Raw genomic sequence first — 16231 nt, 5'->3', positions numbered from 1 at the left:
CGACCCCGCCAGGCGGAGGCGTCGGGCGGGAAGGGCGTCCTACTCGTACAACAGGACCCGCGTCACCCATTGCGCGGAGCGCTCCTCGCGCAGCCAGCGCTGGCGCTCCTCTCGCAGGGCCTGGGCCGGGCCGGCGCCCGCGTGGATTCGCTCCCGCACGGCCTGGAAGAAGCGGCCCGCCGTGTTGGGGATGTCCACCGTCGCGGCGAACACCGCTCTCGCCCCGGAGTCCACGAAGGCCTGGGGCAGCGAGGACGTCTGGTGGAGCAGGGGCGGCAGCCGCGCCGCGCTGCACGCGCCGAGCAGCACCATCGGCGCACCCTCCAGTCGCACCTTGCGGATGGCCTCCGCCGTGAGGGCGTAGCGGCCGTCATGCTCCGGAGCCAGGGCAATCACCGTGGCGTCCGACAGGCTGCGGTCCACCATGCCGTGCGCGTGGACCTCGATGTCGGTGGCTCGCGTCATGGCCTCCAGCACGCGCGAGGGCGTCGCCTGGGGGCCCTCCAGCTCCACCCACTGCCCGGGCTGCTCGCGCGCGGACTCCCACGAGGGCAGGCGCGCGAGGCGCAGCGACATCGGCGTCTCCACGTTGGCCACCACCAGGTGCTGCGTCGGAAGGCTCGTCGTGGGCACGCGGGCCGTCGCGGGCCCCACGCGGTAGCGCCACGCCAGGTCCGGCGGAAGCAGCCCGGCGCGGCTGTCCAGCGGCGGTGCCGCGAGCACGTCCACCTGGGAGCAGCGTCGCAGCAGCGCCACCAGCTCGCGAGGCACCACGCCGGACAGGTCGTCACCCAGCGGCTCCCGGCGGGAGGCGTCATGGTGCCCCCGGACCTCGCCCGACGGGCCGCGCGCCACCACCACCGTGCGCTCGGCCTCCATCGCGGCGGCCAGCACGCACCGCTCCGGCGCCGTTACTCCAAGCTGCTCCGCCACCACCGCGGGGACCTCCGCGAAGGCACCCGCCTTGCCGGCGCTGACGGCCAGCGTCTGGTACGCCACGGCCCGGGCATCTCTCGCGTCCGCGTCGGTGGCCAGCATCGGCTCGGCCTCGGCGATGGTCCGCCGCAGCAGCACCTTGCCCTCGTCGTGGTTGCGCTCCACCGCGAAGCGGGCGGCGATGAGCGTGGCCAGCACCCTGCGCCCGGGAGCGTCCCGGGTGGGGTTGACCTGCGCCAGCTCCCGACGCACCACCTCCTCGTCCGACGGGCGCGGATCCATCCGGCCGAGGTCGGCGAGAATCCACGCGCCCACCAGCCCCACGGACGGGTTGCACTCCTGGGCCTCGTCCAGCGCGAGCCGGGCCTCCTCGGGGCGCAGCCGCATCATCGCCAGCGAGGCCAGGTTGCGGTGCACGTAGTTGCGCGCATCGCAGTCGCCGGGGCTCCGCTGGAGGAACTCGTCCAGGTAGGCCCGCGCGGGCGCCACGCGGAACTGGTAGCGCGCGGCCTGTCCAAGCTCGCGGATGGCGAAGCCCTCCTGTCCCCACTCGCCCAGGTGCCGCGCCTCGCGCCAGCTGGCGCGGGCCAGCTCCTCCGCCTCCGCCAGTCGGTTGGCGGAGGTGGCCGCGTGGCTCATCCTGCGCTGCAGGTCCAGGCACCGCAGGCCCAGCTCCTGCTCGCGGCACTTGCGCAGCGCACTCCGCAGGCGCTGCCCGGCCTGCCAGGGCTGGCCCGCGAGGTACTCCAGGCGCGACAGCTCCTCCTGGACCAGCACCCCCACCCACGGGTCATTCCAGTGACTGGCGAGAGTCTCCACTTCCGTGAGCTCGCGGGGCACCGTGGGGCTGAGCAGCAGCGCTCCGAGCAGCAGGTCCTCCTCGCCCGAGCCGCGCAGCCGCTGGATGAAGGCGGCCGGGTCCGCGTGGGTGCGCCGCACCAGCCGCGCATACTCGCCGGCCAGCGGCGAGCGGCGGGTGAAGTCGCGCGCCGCCACGCGCCGGGTGTAGTCCGTCAGCGCCGAGCCGCCGAAGGCCCGGTCCAGCACCTCCGCCAGCGGGAGCAGGTCCCGGACCCGCGCGGCCGTCATGGCGGAGCGGACCGCGTCGTAGAAGTGCGCGCGCACGGTGCCGGGGAGGCGTCGGGCCGCCTCCAGCGGGACGGGCGCGGCCGTGTCCGTGGCGAGCGCGATGATGGCCGTCTGCGTGCTACGCCACAGGTCGGAGCGCTCCCGCTCGCGCTCCCTCAGGGCGCGGGCGTGCTCCTGGGCTTCGGTGCTCCAGCCGGGCTCGCCCAGGGCCGCCACCTCCTCGAAGGCGGCCGCGGCGAGCAGCGTCAGTCCCAGCTCGCGCAGCACCAGCGCGCGGTTCCACAGCGCCTGCGGGTGGCGGGGCTGCGCATCCAGCGCGCTGTCGAGCAGGGACAGCGCCTCGTCATGGCGCTTGAGGAGGAAGGCGGCGGCGGCGCGGTCACTCTCGCGCCCCGGTGTGGCGGGCGCGTGGTTCAGGTGGGCCAGGGCCTGCTGTGGGTCACCATGGACGAGATAGGACGCGGCGATGCCGGGCCTGTCTCCGAGCGCTTCCAGGCGCGCCAGCTCGCGCAGTGGCACGGGCGTGCCCTCGGGGCCGCGCGGCGGCACATAGGGCCGGTGGCTGTCTGCCTGGACCACGCTGAGCCGCGCTTCCAGGGGGCGGGTGGGGGCGCCGGTGAGCCAGATGCGCGCTGCCGCGCGCTCCGGCTTGGGGGCCGCACCGGACAGGACGAACGCGGCGAGCGCGAGCAGTGGGAGGGGGTACCAGACGCGCAGGAGCACCGGGCCTCGCCGTCGGGGTGCTCCAGAGGCTCGTGGTGCTCCCAGCTCCCCGCCCATGCGCTGGACCTCCGCTGCCTACATCTTGAGGCAATCCGAGCTTCGAGAACAAACCGCCCGTGAAAACACATGTCCTGCGGGACACTTGACAGGCTGGGGTCAGGCCCGCGCGCGCAGCACCTTTCCGAAGCCGCGCTCGCGACCCAGGGCGGGGGACACCGCGCCGTCCTGCACCGCCTCGCGGCCGGAGATGAGCACGGCCTTCACCGCGGCATCGTTGCGCCGCACCAGCCGCACGAAGCCTCCGAAGTTCTCCATCGGCGCCTCGGCCACCTCGTCCAGCTTCGCGTCCAGGCCCTCGGGGTTGATGACGACCAGGTCCGCGCGGCGGCCCTCGGCGAGCACCCCCGCATCCATTCCGAACCACTCGCCAATCTCCCCGGTGAGCCGGTGCACGGCGCGCTCCACCGGCATGAAGGGCTCGCCGCGCTTCTCCGCCTCGCGCACGAGGCGCAGCAGCCGCAGCGGGAAGTTGTAGTGGGCCATGTTGCGCAGGTGCGCGCCCGCGTCGGAGAAGCCCACCAGGATGTCCGGGTGCCGGCAGATGCGCTCCAGCTCCTCGCGCCGGTCATTGGCCATCACCGTGTACCAGCGCAGCGCGTCGCCGTGCGTGGCCGCCAGGTCCAGGAAGACGTCCACCGCGTGCCGGCCCTGCTCTTTTGCCACCTGCGCGAAGGACTTCCCCACCACGCTCGCGTCCGGGCACTTGAGGATGCGGGACTCGTTGAAGTCGCGGTGGAAGGCGCGCGGCAGGAAGCGGTTGGTCCACTGGCGCCGGAAGCGGGCGCGGTACTCCGGGTTCGTCAGCAGGTCCGCGCGGGACGCGGCGTCCTGGAGGTGCAGGGCGGCGGCGCCCGCGCCGAACTCCTCGAAGACGACCAGGTCGATGCCGTCCGCCCACAGGTCGAACACCTCGGGCAACGCCTGCCAGCGGAAGTCCGCGCCCAGCAGCCGGTTGGCCAGCCGGGACAGGAAGCCGATGGTCCGGTGGATGCCGCGGCTGGCGCGCGGGTCCATCATGGAGATGACCGTCGTCTTGAGCGCCCGGCGCCCCAGGCCCATGCTCTCCAGGAGGAACAGCAGCACGTTCACCTTGGTGCTGATGTTGGGCACGCCCTGGAAGACGCGGCCGCGCTCGCGCAGCAGCCGGGTGAGGCGGCGGTACTCGCTCCAGCGGGCGTAGGTGGAGGGCAGGGGCCGGCTGCGGATGTCGCGCGAGCCGCCCATCTTGTCCCACTTGAGCGTCATCACCGACAGGCCCAGGTAGCCCAGGTCCAGCCCCTCGTGCACCAGGGTTTCCATGCGGCGCAGCTCGTCCTCGGAGGGCCGGACGCCGTGCTCCAGGCTGCGGTGCAGACCCATGACGTGCGCGCGCAGCGCCGAGTGCCCGACGAAGGACGCCACGTGGGGGCCCAGCGGCAGCGCGTCCAGGTGTTCCAGGTACCCGCCCAGCGAGTTCCATTGCTTGCGCTCTTCCAGCAGCGCGCGGACGGTGGGGTAGGGGATGGCCTCCACGCGGCAGAACATGTCGGCCAGGTCTTCCGGCGTGCCCAGCGCGAGGCTGAGTGAGCAGCTTCCCATCACCACGGTGGTGACGCCGTGGCGGACGGACTCGGAGAGGGACGGGGCCAGCTCCACCTCCGCGTCGTAGTGCGTGTGGAAGTCGATGAAGCCGGGCGTCACCCAGTGGCCGCTGGCGTCGATGACGCGCGTGTGCGGCGCGCGAGGCAGGGGCGCCTCGGAGATGGCGGCGACGATGCCCTCGCGGATGCCCACATGGCGGCGGCGCGGCGGAGCACCCAGACCATCGAACACCAACCCGTTCTCGACGATGAGGTCCATGACTCGACAGCCTATGCCCGGAGTCGCCCGGCGTCGCGTCTGCGTCTGTCCACCCGGCCACGCCCGCGAGGGCTCCCGAGCCGCACATGCGTCCAACACCGGGCAGACCGTCCTGGGGGCAATCCCCCGACGGGGCCATTCAGTGGGAGAGGGCGGTATGCCCCGACGTCCGCCGGTGCTGGCCCTCCTCGGCACCCTTGTCCTCGCCATTGGTCTGCTCGTGTCCCCCGCGGCCTGTCCCGGCGCAGTCGGTGGCCACGGGGAGACACCCGACGAGCCCCCGCACGACGCGGAGCAGCCCGCGGGGCCGGATGCCGGTCCCGGCCCCGAGGACGCATCGGACTCCGACGCGGGGCCTCCGCCCGACTCCGGCACCCCCGACACTCCCGTCCCCTTCGGCCTCGACACGCGGCCGGCCAACCCCACCTGCGTGGCTCCCGCCCGGCCCGCGGAGGCCACCGGCGTGGCCCTCCAGCACGTCTTCCCGCAGCTGGAGTTCCAGCAGCCGCTGTTCGCGCTCCAGGCGCCTGGCGACAACCGCCGCATCTACGTGGTGGAGAAGGAAGGCCGGGTGTGGGCCTTCTCGAACGAGGCGGACCCCGCGAGCCGCTCGCTGGTCATCGACCTCTCGGGGCGGGTGAATGCCTCCCACAACGAGTCGGGGCTGCTGGGCATGGCCTTCCACCCACGCTTCGCCCGGAACGGAGAGGTGTTCCTCTCCTATATCGGAGACGACGCCAAGGGGAAGCTGCACTCATACATCGTCCGCTACCGCAGCACCGACGGCGGAGCGACGCTGGACGCTCGCAGCGAGGAGCTGGTCCTCAAGCTGGAGCAGCCGTACTCGTACCACAACGGGGGGCACCTCGCGTTCGGCTCGGACGGCTACCTCTATGTCGGCTTCGGTGACGGCGGTGGCCGCGAGGACCCGAACCGCACCTCGCAGGACAAGGAGCGGCTGCTGGGGAAGCTGGTGCGCCTGGACGTGGACGGCGCCCGGCCCTACGCCATTCCTTCCAGCAACCCGTACGCCCAGGGCGGCGGGCGGAAGGAAATCTACGCGCTCGGCTTCCGGAACCCGTGGCGCTGGAGCTTCGACCGGCGCACCGGCGCGCTGTGGCTGGCCGACGTGGGGGAGAAGCGCTGGGAGGAAATCAACCGCGTGGTGCTCGGAGGCAACTACGGCTGGAGCGTGCTCGAAGGTACCACCTGCGTGCGCAGCGGTGCGTGCTCCACCCAGGGGCTGATACCCCCGGTGGCGATGTATGGCCGCGACGAGGGCGTGTCCGTCACCGGAGGCTACGTGTACCGGGGCGGCGCGGTGCCGGCGCTCGCGGGCCAGTACGTCTTCGGGGACTTCGGCTCGGGGCGCATCTGGACGCTGCCGGGGAATGCCACGCCTGGCGGCGGGGCGAAGCCGCAGCGCGTCCTCTCCACCTCGCTCAACATCTCCTCCTTCGCGGAGCTGAACGATGGCGAGCTGCTGGTGGTGGACTTCGGCGGCGGCGGGCTCCACCGGCTCGTCCCGGCGCAGGCCGCACCGGGGGGCCCGTTCCCCACGAGGCTGTCGGAGACGGGGTGCGTGGACCCCCAGGACGCCAGGAAGCCCGCGGGCGGGCTCATCCCCTACGGCGTGAATGCGCCGCTGTGGTCCGACAGCGCGGACAAGGAGCGCTTCCTCGCGGTGCCGGATGGCACGACGGTGGTGGTGGGCGCGGAGGGTGTCCTGGAGCCGCCCCCGGGCAGCGTGGCGGTGAAGACCTTCCTCCTGGATGGCCAGCGGGTGGAGACGCGCCTCTTCATGCGCCACCCGGACGGAAGCTGGGCCGGCTACACCTACGAGTGGAACGAGGCCGGCACGGACGCGGTGCTGCTGGACGCGGGCAAGGTGAAGGCCGTGGCGGGCGGGACGTGGACCTTCCCCAGCCGGGGCGAGTGCATGCAGTGCCACAACGCCGCCGCGGGGCACGTGCTGGGCCTGGACGTGGCGCAGCTCAACGGAGACTTCGTCTACCCGGGGGCCCGCCGCGCCTCGCAGCTCGCGACGCTGGAGCACATCGGCCTGCTCTCGTTGCCGGCGTTGCCGGAGGCGCTCCCCCGGCTGCCGCGCTACGACGGCACGGAGTCCGCGGAGGCCCGGGCCCGCGCGTACCTCCACGTCAACTGCGCCGTGTGCCACCGGCCCAATGGCCTTGGCCGGGGCGCGGCGGACCTGCGCTTCACCACGCCGCTGGCGGGGGCCGGGGTGTGTGACGCGCCACCGGAATTGGGGGAGCTGGGCGTGCCCGGAGCGCGGCTGGTGCTGCCGGGCCACCCGGAGAAGTCCCTCGTGTCGCTGCGCATGCACGCGCGGGACTCTTTCCAGATGCCGCCGCTCGCCACGCGCCTGGTGGACGCCGAGGGTACGGCCCTGGTGGACGCCTGGATTACATCTCTCACCCGCTGCCCGGAGAGCCTCTGACAGCAGGCGTGCCTACCTTCTCCGCCTGACGAGGACGCATCAGGAACCAGGAGGCACGCGATGGCACGACAGGGATGGCGGTGGCTCACGATGGCGGGCCTGTGTGGGGTGCTCGGACTGACGGCGGGCTGCACGGAGCGGCAGGAGGAGGCCGTGCGCGAGGACGCCCGTGAGGTGGGCAGGGAGGTAGGCGAGGCCGCGAAGGACGTGGAGGAGGGGACGAAGAAGGCGGCGGACAAGGTCGAGGGCGCGGCCCGTGAAGCGGGTGAGGGCTTCAAGGAGGGCGTGGGCGGCTCCGGCAAGGCCCCCATCGGTGACAAGCCCGGCGTCATCAACGACGGCGAAGGTCCACTGGAGAACGGACGCGGTCCGCTCGAGGAGGACGAGCGCCGCTGACGCGTCACCGACGCGTGACACGTCGCCCTCATGCACGCTTCGGGAGTGAAGGCCTCGCGGTGTCGCGGGGCCGCACTGCCCTGCTCTTGGCTCCCGCTCCATGCCAGTGCCAGGATGATGCGCGTGCCGGCGCTCGCGGTTGCCGGCGGGGGGAAGTCATGAACGAGCTCGAGCTGGACAAGGTGTATCGCCGAGGCGAGCAGGGCCCTGGCGTGCGACGCATCCAGGAATGGCTGTCGCTCGGTGGCTTCGCGGTCGCCGTCGACGGCGACTTCGGTGCTGCGACGGAGGCCGCGTTGAAGCGGTTCCAGGCGAAGGCCGGGCTCGCGGTGACGGGCGTCGCTGACGCGGCCACCTTCGACCGGATGGTGGCGCCCATGCGCACTGCCCTGGCGTCGATTCCCGCCCAGGGTCGCTCGTTCGGCTCACTGGTGGTGGCCTACGCCACGCAGCACCTGCGCCAGCAGCCGCGCGAGATTGGCGGAGAGAATCGCGGCCCGTGGGTGCGCCTCTACCTGGACGGCCACGAGGGCGCGCAGTGGGCCTGGTGCGCGGGCTTCGCCACCTTCTGCGTGCAGCAGGCGGCGAGGACGCTCGGTGTCTCTCCGCCGGTGGCGCGCACGTCCTCCTGCGACACGCTGGCCTCCTTCGCCCGGGAGCGGAGCCGCTTCCTGTCCACGCTCACCGCTCCGCCCGACCGGACGCTCATCCACCCTGGCAGCCTCTTCCTGCGCCGCCGCACGGCCACGGACTGGGAGCACGCCGGCATCGTCACCGAGGTGGACGAGGAGACCTTCCAGACCATCGAAGGCAACACCAACGACGAGGGCGGCAGCGAGGGCTACGAGGTCTGCGCGCGCACGCGCGGCTTCAAGAACATGGACTTCGTGCTCCTCTGAGCCCGGGTTGGCGGCTCAGGCCGGCTTGCTGTTCCCCGAGGGAGGTCTGACTTCCCGGGTGCCGGGGCCGCGCACGGTGTAGTGCGCCACCACGGGCTGGTGGTCGGAGGACTCGGTGCTGCGGTCCACCTCGAAGAGAACGGGCACCAGGCTGGGCGTGGCGTAGATGTTGTCGAAGCGCTTGCCCGTGGCGGGCACCACGCCGCGCTCGTCCGGCAGCGACGTGAGGGTGGCGCTGTCGGCGATGTCCTGCAGCCGCAGCCAGTGCTCGCTCCCGCGCGGCACCTTGCCGGAGCGCAGCTCGATGCACGCCTGCTTCGGCGTCATCAGGGAGCCATCCTGCAGCCGCACCTGCGCGAGGGTGGCGTGGGCAATCGTCTCCGGCAGCACCAGCTCCAGCTCGTGCAGCTCGTGACGCAGGCGCGGGTCGGCGATGTTGCCCACGCCCTTGTCACCCACGCTGGCGTGCGGGTCGCCGTAGCGCACCGCGTACTCCTCTATCGTGTCGGTGTCGTCGTACGTCAGGAGGTGGGCCATCAGCCACGAGCCCCCCCGTTTGATGGCGGTGTTGGCGTTGAAGTCCCCCAGCACCACCGCGTGCGCGACTTCCCGGTGACGCAGCAGCGCGTTGAGCTGGCGCAGGTTGCGCGCGTTGATGCCGGAGTCTCCCAGGGCGTGGTGCACGTTGTAGAGGACCAGCGGGTGGCCCTCCACCTCCAGCCGCATGTAGAGCGCGCCCCGGTCCTCGGGCAGCTCGCACGGGTCTCCGCGGCGGACGATGGCCGCCTCGCGCACGGAGTCGGGGATGACGTAGGTGTAGTGCGCCGCGTCCACCAGCGGGTGGCGGGTCAGGTAGGCCTTGCCGTTGACGAGCCGCGCGCCAGGGCCGCCGTCATGCCCCTGGTAGGCCATGTGGAACCCATACCGCCGCGCCAGGAGCACGGTGATGGGCACGTTGGCCTCCTGCAGGCCGATGACGTCCGGCATCCGGCCCTCGGCCTCGAGGTGGTCGAAGTACGCCAGCAGCGCTTCCCGCCGCTGGCCGCCGAGCAGGATGTTGTAGCTCATCACCGTCAGCCCGGGCCCGCGCGCGGGGCGGGGCGAGGGATGGCGGACGACGAAGGTACGGCCGTCGCCCAGGGCCCGCTCCGTCTCCGACCGGGGCACGGCGTCGAAGTCGGGGAAGGTGACGGTGGGCTCGCGGCGGGCCAGCGGCTCCTCGTGGCCGCCTGGCACGCGGGAGAGCAGGGGGCCCACCCCGGGGAGATGCTCCAGCAGCTCGGGCACCTTCATGCGGGCTCCCTCCATGGGAGCCGCGAGTGCGGAGCAGAAACATGGCAGTCGTGCTGGGTGGCGACTTGGGGCACCGGTCCTCCTGTGTGGCCTCAAGTTCTGCGTTGATCCCTCTGGAGGCCAGGGGGCACACGGGCCTTTGAGGGCCGGCCGGTCTACCTCGTCAGGGTGGACAGCAGGCAGGCAGGAGGGCGCAGGCTGCCGCCTCCTCGCGGGGCCCCCGGCGAGCGGGAGGGCGGGCCCATCTGTCGCATGGGCAACGGGCGCGGCGTGGCCGGCGCCATGTCCATGGGCCCGGAGTCCGAGGCCACTTCCGGTGGCGGATGGGCGCCAGGCGGCCACTCGGGCGTCCGTGGTTGAATGGCCCTCATGACACGCGTGCGGCTCCTGGCAGTGCTGGCTTCCCTGGGGTGCGTGGCCTGTGCCACGACAGGGACGATGTCTCCCATGTCGGCCTGCGAGCGGGGCGTGGCTTCGGCGTGTGGCCGGTGGGGCGAGCAGCTCCTCCAGCAGGGCGACCACGCCGCCGCGGACAAGGCCTTCGGCAGGGCGTGCGAGGCCGGAGAGCTGCCCGCCTGTCTTGCGCAGGGACGGCTGCGGATGGGGGCGGGGGACCTGGCCGGCGCCGAGCCCCCGCTCGCCAGGATGTACGAGGCCGCGGACGAGGAGGGGACCATGGCGCTGGCGGACCTGCGCGAGGCCCGGGGTGGCGAGGGAGACCTGGAGGCGGCGGCACGGCTGCGGCGGGAGGCGCCCGCGCTCGACAAGCCGGACTTCGAGTTCGTCTTCGCGTACCGGGTGGACGCCGCGAACGGGCTGGGCAGCGACATCTCGCTCAACATCCAGCCCCTGGCGTTCTTCGAGCGGCGACTGACCTTCGGCGCCAACGTGGCCTTCAGCCAGTCCGGGGCCTCGGAGCTCAACGGCTTCGTCGGCTACCAGCACTTCCTCTCGTCCTGGCTCGCGCCCTACGCGCGGCTGATGCTGGGCGGCGCCCCGAGCGCCATCCCCGGCCAGGGCCCCAACGTCGGCGCCGAGGTGGGGGCGAAGCTGTGCCTGGGCACGCTGGGCCACCTGAACCTGGCGGCGGGCACCTCGCGCGCCAGTCCCGGCTACGTGTCGATGGGGCTGGGCATCAACGGAATCCTCGTCCTCCTGGCGGCGCTGCACTGACTCAGCGCGTGGGCCTGCCCAGCACGTAGCTGATGGCGGGCCTGCCGGGCGCCGTCGCCTCGCCCACCTCCCAGGTGTACCCCTCGCGCGCGAGCGAGGCCGTCAGCGCGCGCAGCTCCTCCGGGCGGTGGGCCCGCAGCGCGGACACGAGGCCGTCCCAGAAGATGATGAGCGGCGCCACCGGCACCACGTAGGTGAGCAGCAGGCGCAGCGGCGTCAGCGGCCGCACCAGCGGGGTGAACAGCAGCACCAGCAGCGGCACCAGCAGCATGGAGAGGATGCCCGCTGGCGTGCGCCGCACCGACTCGAAGGTGGCGATGGGGACACCCCGGGCCTGCGCGTCGGCGAAGAGGGCGCGGACGTCCTCGGGACGGAAGTGGTGCAGGGCGTTGAAGAGGGTGCGCATGCCGCGCAGGTCCGCGGGCACGCGCAGGGCGTCCACGGAGCGCTCCAGGTAGTCGACGCCCTCCGCCCGGGCGCGCTCGGCGGCCCGGGCGTTGGGGTACTTGTCGGTGAGCACCAGGTGCGCGTCCACGCCGTGCCCCTCCGCCAGCAGCCGCCGGAGCCGGGGCAGGGGGCCCCGGCCGCCGGAGCCCAGGTCCACCAGCTCGCCGCCCTCCGAGGCGCTCAGGCCCCGGGCCAGCACCCCGGCCGAGGCGTCGAAGACGCCCATGCGCGTGCTGACGGTGTGCAGGTAGTCGGTGGCCAGGTCCCTCAGCGCGGAAGGGCACCAGGACTGGTCGATGAACTCGAAGAGGTGCAGGCGGGGCATCAGCGGGGCGGGAGGCTCGTTCATGGGGCGAGGATGTCGGCCCGGAGGCGCCGCCGCAGTGACTGCTGGCGCCAGAACGGCTTGCCGCGCACGCCAGCCCGCCGCTACGGTGCCCGGTGTGGCGAAGGCGCCCGTGTCCTCCAGCTCCGAGCCGTCCCTCTCGGCCCGTCTGGCGCGTCAGGCGCTGCGGGTGGCCGAGGGGCTCGGGCTGCCGGTGGAGGCCCTCGGGCGCGAGGCCGGCCTCCGGCTGGAAGAACTGGACGACCCCGAGCTGCGCATCCCCTACACCGTCCTGGACGACATGCTGGAGCGGATGGCCGCGCGCTCCGGGGACGCCAACCTGGGCCTGCACATCGCCCGCGTGGACATGGTGGACCTGGATGACCCGGCCACCTTCGTGGTCCTCACCAGCGCCACCCTGCGCGACGCCATGGAGCGGGGCTGCCGCTACCAGCGCGTCTGGGGCGACGGGGAGCGCTTCCGGATGGAGGAGACGGAGCGCGGCGTGCGCATGCGCTTCACGCCCGTGGGGACGTGGCGGCCCGCGCACCGGCACCTCACCGAGGCCGCGCTCGTCCAGTTCGCCACCGGCGTGCGCTTCTTCACCTGCGTGGACGTGCGGCCCCTGCGCGTGCGCTTCGCCCACCCGGCCCCGGAGGACACCGCGGAGCACGAGGCCCTCTTCGGCTGCCCCCTGGAGTTCGGCGCGACCGCCAACGACATCGAGTTCTCCCACGAGGACGCGGGCCGGCCCTTCGTCCACGCGGACGCGCTGCTGAACACCATGTTCGAGCGGCAGGCGCGCCGCGTGCTGGAGCGGCTGCCCCAGGCGAGCACCACCACGGAGCGGGTGCGCGAGGCGGTACGGCGCGCACTGGCCGGAGGGGACTGCTCCTTCGCCGCGGTGGCCCGGGCGCTGCGCCAGCCGCCGCGCACCCTGCAGCGGCGGCTGGCGGAGGAGGGACAGTCCTACGCCGCCATCGTCGAGGCGCTGCGCCGCGAGCTGTCCGAGGCCTACCTGCGGCGGCGGATGTCCATTGCCGAGGTGTCCTTCCTCCTGGGCTACGCGGAGCCGGCGGCGTTCCACCGCGCCTTCAAGCGCTGGTGGGGCACCAGCCCGGAGAGCTTCCGGCGCGAGCGCCTTCTGCCTCTCCCGTGAGGCGCCCCGGTCAGGGGTTCCACTGACGGAGCCTGGGTGCGCGGGCCCCCTCCCCTGAAGGCCGCTGCCAGTGCATTGGCAACCATGCGATAGGGAATGTTTGACTCTCGCTGTACCGCGTTCGTAGCATCCCGACGCGCGTCACCGGGGGAACATCCACCACATGCAGGCCTTGACCGAATCGCCCGGGTTCCTGACCCAGGGAGAGGACTCTCTCTATTTCGTCCACCACCGGGCGCCGGGAGGCTGCCGGGCCGCGGTGCTGCTGGCGGGCCCCCTGGGGCTGGAGCGTGCGCACGCGTACGTCGTCTGGACGCGGTGGGCGCGGCACCTGGCCAGCCAGGGCGTGGACGCGCTGCGCCTCGACTACCGGGGCTGCGGGGAGAGCACGGGCCGCTTCGAGGACATGACCTTCCAGCGCTGGGAGGAGGACGTGCGCGCGGGGCTGGAGCACCTGCGCCGCGAGCGCCCTGGCGTGCCGGTGGTGCTCCATGGCCTGCGCCTGGGGGCGCTGCTGGCCGCGCGCGTCTTCCAGACGGACCGCGCGGACGGGCTGCTCCTGTGGGATCCGCCCGAGTCCGGCCGCGCGCACCTGATGGAGGTGCTGCGGCGCAAGGTGGCGGCGGACAACCTGGAGGGAACGGGGGGCGTGGTGCGCTCTCGCGAGGACTACGTGGCGCAGCTGGAGGCGGGGGGCTTCATGGAGGTGGAGGGCTTCGCGTGGTCCCGCGGCCTGTGGCGGAGCGCCGAGGCGTACGACCTGGCGCTGCCCGTGCGGGACGACGCGCGGCCGTGGCGGGTGGTGCACCTGGATGGGCGTCCGGCGGAGCGCTTCCTGGCGCCGGGCCGGAGCCGCTCGGTGCGCACGCCGCGCCCCTTCTTCTGGACGACGAGCAACCGGCTGCTGCCGGACCTGGGAGAGCTGTTCGATGACAGCGCGGCCTTCGCGGCTGGCGCGGCGGACGTGAGGGAGGGGGCACGCTCATGAGAGAGCTGATCCAACTGGAGGTGAAGGGGCACACGCTGTGGGGCACGTACCACCCCGCGACGGCGGCGAAGCCGAGCCGGGTGGGCTTCCTCTTCCTGAATCCGGGGCACGTGCCGCGCTCGGGGCATGGTGGCCTGTCGGCGCGGGCCGCGGACGCGCTCGCGGCGCAGGGCTTCCCGTGCTTCCGCGTGGACCTGCCGGGGCTGGGCGACTCGGACGGCCCGCTGCCGGAGACGACGGCGGAGCTGTACCAGTTCGTCTGCGGCGGCGGCTTCGTGGAGGTGGCGCAGGCCGTCCACGCGGAGCTGCTGAAGCGCCATGGGCTGAAGGGCCTGGTGCTGGGCGGGCTGTGCGGGGCGGCGACGACGTCGCTCTACCTGGCGGACCGCGCGCCCGAGGGCATCGAGGGCGTGTTCATGTTCGAGCCCGAGTTCTACCTGTCCGAGCAGGAGGCGGCCGGCGCCGGTGGAGAGGCGCCCCCGGAGGAGACAGGGAAGGCCACCTTGCGCTCGCGGCTGCCGCTGCGGCGCGTGACGTCGAAGCTGTTCTCGTACTGGGGCTGGATGCGGATGCTGACGCGGGAGAACGAGTACGCGCGGCTGTTCCGCTACGTGCCCTTCCCGCGCCAGTTCCTGCTGGACCTGCTGATGGACTGGGGGACGCTGCCTGCGGTGGCCAACGTGCCGCTGGTGCGCGCGTGGCAGCGCGTGGTGGAGCGGGGCGTGCCGGTGTTGGTCATCACCGCCGAGGGCAAGCTGCGCGACGTCTTCTTCGACCGCATCCACCGGGCAGCCTTCGCTGACCTGAAGGTCGCCACCCTGGAGCGGCTGCGGCTGCGTGGCACCAACCACATCTTCACCACGGGCGGGGCCATCGACGCGTGCATCGGCCACCTGTCCCGCTGGGCGGGAGAGCACTTCGTCGAGGGGGCTGCCCCCGTGGCCGGCATGCCCCAGGTGGCGGAGCTGCACGGCGCGCGCTGAGGCCGGGGCCATCATCCAGGGACTCCGGGGGGCGGACCTGCGTTAGCATCCGCGGTCCACTCCTGGGGGTCCTCATATGTCCACGTACACGCTGAAGCCCGTCCTTCGCGCGGTGCTGTTCACCTCGATGTTGCTGGGCTCGGTGGCCCACGCCGAGGACGCCATCCACACCATCGTCGCCGTGACGCATGAGGGGGCCTGCGCGAGCGCGCTCGGCTACGTGGTGGAGGCCGGAGACGCCGGCAAGGTGGCGAAGGCGGCGGAGCAGAAGGCCCGGGAGCAGTACCCGACGCTGAAGCGCCTGAATCACAAGGACAACGACAAGAAGGGCAAGAGCCTGGGGCGGCACCTGGTGGTGGTGTCCGCCGGAGTGGGCAAGGCGGGCTGCACCGGGCGCGCGATGGGCGTCGGCTTCGGCACCGACGAGGCCTCCGCGAGCAAGGACGCCCGGAAGGACCTGGGCAAGAACTTCCCGTTCAATGACGGGAGCGTGAAGGTCGAGCACAGCCAGAAGTACTGAGCGGGTCGGCCTCCGGACGATGAGCACGCGCGCCGCCGTGGCGCCGTCGGCAGGCACTGCAAACGAACAAGCCCTTGCGCCGCACCGCTTTCTTTCGTCCGCTTGACAGGTAAGCATCTCCTTACGCATTATTGGCGGGCGATGATGCACACGGAGCCCGGGGTGTTCGGAGCGATCAGCCATCCGGCGCGGCGCCGCATGCTCGACCTGCTGGTCGACGGCGACCGCCCGGTGAATGCGATCGCCGAGAACTTCGAGATGAGCCGCCCGGCGGTGTCTCAGCACCTGCGTGTGCTGCTCGAGGCGGGCCTCGTTGCCGAGCAACGGCACGGCAGGGAACGGCGGTACCGCCTCGTGCCGGAGCGACTGGAGCCGGTGCGCGACTGGCTCGCTCACTACGAGCGGTTCTGGGACGACAACTTCACTCGCCTGCGGCGGCACCTCGAGAAGGGCAACGAGCGATGACGACGAAGACAATCCGACGGGAGCTGAAGTTCACCCAGTCGCCCGCCGTAGTGTGGCGCGCGCTCGCGACCCGCGAGGCGCTCGCCGACTGGATGTACCCGAACGACTTCGAGCCGCGCGTCGGGCATCGCTTCACGTTCCGCGTGCCTCCGGACCCTCGGGCCAGGTTCGATGGACTCGTCGTGCACTGCGAGGTGCTCCGGTGCGTTCCTCCGTCCGAGCTCGAGTTCACGTGGGTGGTTGGCGAGGGCTGGCTGGATACGCGCGTCAGCTACCGCCTCGAAGCCGATGGCGATGGGACGCGCGTGCTCTTCGAGCACTCCGGCTTCAAGGAGGACCAAGCGTTCCACGGCGCCGAGTACGGCTGGAAGATGATGCACGGAAAGCTCGCCAGGACGTTCGAGAAGGCGTCGGGCGGCGCCGCTTTGCCTTCTCCTGTCAGCGACAACCCGGCCCTCAAGGCCTGATTACCGAG

Annotated in this window: 14 protein-coding genes; 10 read left to right on the top strand and 4 right to left on the bottom strand. The window is 72.5% G+C overall.

Annotated elements, in window-relative coordinates:
- Positions 1–39 precede the first annotated feature (39 nt).
- Complete coding sequence (locus G4D85_RS25805) at positions 40–2748, bottom strand: CHAT domain-containing protein (RefSeq protein WP_164016613.1); 2709 nt, start codon at positions 2746–2748, stop codon at positions 40–42.
- Positions 2749–2904: 156 nt separating this feature from the next.
- On the bottom strand, positions 2905–4647 hold the full coding sequence (locus G4D85_RS25800; RefSeq protein WP_164016611.1) for an N-acyl-D-amino-acid deacylase family protein: 1743 nt from the start codon (positions 4645–4647) through the stop codon (positions 2905–2907).
- Between the two features lie 157 nt (positions 4648–4804).
- On the opposite strand from G4D85_RS25800, the gene G4D85_RS25795 reads away from it, so the two are divergent.
- The 3 genes from G4D85_RS25795 (at position 4805) to G4D85_RS25785 (ending at position 8403) form a co-directional block, all read left to right on the top strand.
- Positions 4805–7108, top strand: coding sequence for a PQQ-dependent sugar dehydrogenase (locus G4D85_RS25795; RefSeq protein WP_164016609.1), 2304 nt, complete (start codon positions 4805–4807; stop codon positions 7106–7108).
- Between the two features lie 60 nt (positions 7109–7168).
- On the top strand, positions 7169–7504 hold the full coding sequence (locus G4D85_RS25790; RefSeq protein WP_205525702.1) for a hypothetical protein: 336 nt from the start codon (positions 7169–7171) through the stop codon (positions 7502–7504).
- A gap of 158 nt (positions 7505–7662) precedes the next feature.
- On the top strand, positions 7663–8403 hold the full coding sequence (locus G4D85_RS25785) for a peptidoglycan-binding protein (RefSeq protein WP_164016607.1): 741 nt from the start codon (positions 7663–7665) through the stop codon (positions 8401–8403).
- A 15-nt stretch (positions 8404–8418) separates the two neighbouring features.
- Here the strand turns inward: G4D85_RS25785 and G4D85_RS25780 are convergent, their stop codons facing one another.
- Positions 8419–9696 carry an endonuclease/exonuclease/phosphatase family protein gene (locus tag G4D85_RS25780; RefSeq protein ID WP_164016605.1) on the bottom strand — a complete coding sequence of 426 codons (1278 nt, stop codon included), beginning with the start codon at positions 9694–9696 and terminating at the stop codon, positions 8419–8421.
- Between the two features lie 447 nt (positions 9697–10143).
- Here G4D85_RS25780 and G4D85_RS25775 point away from each other — a divergent pair, with 447 nt between their 5' ends.
- The gene (locus G4D85_RS25775; protein ID WP_240359495.1) at positions 10144–10869 is read left to right on the top strand and encodes a hypothetical protein; all 726 of its coding nucleotides are present in this window, start codon (positions 10144–10146) and stop codon (positions 10867–10869) included.
- A 1-nt stretch (position 10870) separates the two neighbouring features.
- Here G4D85_RS25775 and G4D85_RS25770 read toward each other — a convergent pair whose 3' ends face one another.
- On the bottom strand, positions 10871–11665 hold the full coding sequence (locus tag G4D85_RS25770; protein WP_164016601.1) for a hypothetical protein: 795 nt from the start codon (positions 11663–11665) through the stop codon (positions 10871–10873).
- A gap of 109 nt (positions 11666–11774) precedes the next feature.
- On the opposite strand from G4D85_RS25770, the gene G4D85_RS25765 reads away from it, so the two are divergent.
- The 6 genes from G4D85_RS25765 to G4D85_RS25740 all read left to right on the top strand — a co-directional run bounded on the left by G4D85_RS25765 (position 11775) and on the right by G4D85_RS25740 (position 16223).
- A complete protein-coding gene (locus tag G4D85_RS25765) occupies positions 11775–12800 on the top strand; it encodes an AraC family transcriptional regulator (protein ID WP_240359494.1) in 1026 nt (341 codons plus the stop codon).
- Positions 12801–12963: 163 nt separating this feature from the next.
- Positions 12964–13788, top strand: coding sequence for a serine aminopeptidase domain-containing protein (locus tag G4D85_RS25760; protein WP_164016597.1), 825 nt, complete (start codon positions 12964–12966; stop codon positions 13786–13788).
- Entirely contained in the window at positions 13785–14771 is a 987-nt protein-coding gene (locus G4D85_RS25755) for an alpha/beta fold hydrolase (RefSeq protein ID WP_164016595.1), read from the top strand. Before G4D85_RS25760 ends, G4D85_RS25755 begins: the two co-directional genes overlap by 4 nt.
- Before the next feature lie 76 nt (positions 14772–14847).
- The gene (locus tag G4D85_RS25750; RefSeq protein WP_164016593.1) at positions 14848–15291 is read left to right on the top strand and encodes a hypothetical protein; all 444 of its coding nucleotides are present in this window, start codon (positions 14848–14850) and stop codon (positions 15289–15291) included.
- Positions 15292–15453: 162 nt separating this feature from the next.
- Positions 15454–15756, top strand: a complete 303-nt coding sequence (locus tag G4D85_RS25745) for an ArsR/SmtB family transcription factor (protein ID WP_240359493.1) — start codon at positions 15454–15456, stop codon at positions 15754–15756.
- Positions 15753–16223, top strand: a complete 471-nt coding sequence (locus G4D85_RS25740) for an SRPBCC family protein (protein WP_164016589.1) — start codon at positions 15753–15755, stop codon at positions 16221–16223. Before G4D85_RS25745 ends, G4D85_RS25740 begins: the two co-directional genes overlap by 4 nt.
- Positions 16224–16231 lie beyond the last annotated feature (8 nt).

It is taken from the genome of Pyxidicoccus trucidator (genome assembly GCF_010894435.1).
In the GTDB taxonomy this organism is placed as follows: domain Bacteria; phylum Myxococcota; class Myxococcia; order Myxococcales; family Myxococcaceae; genus Myxococcus; species Myxococcus trucidator.
The sequence above is the reverse complement of the archived record's forward strand: the minus strand, read 5'-3'. Positions and strand labels throughout refer to the sequence as shown.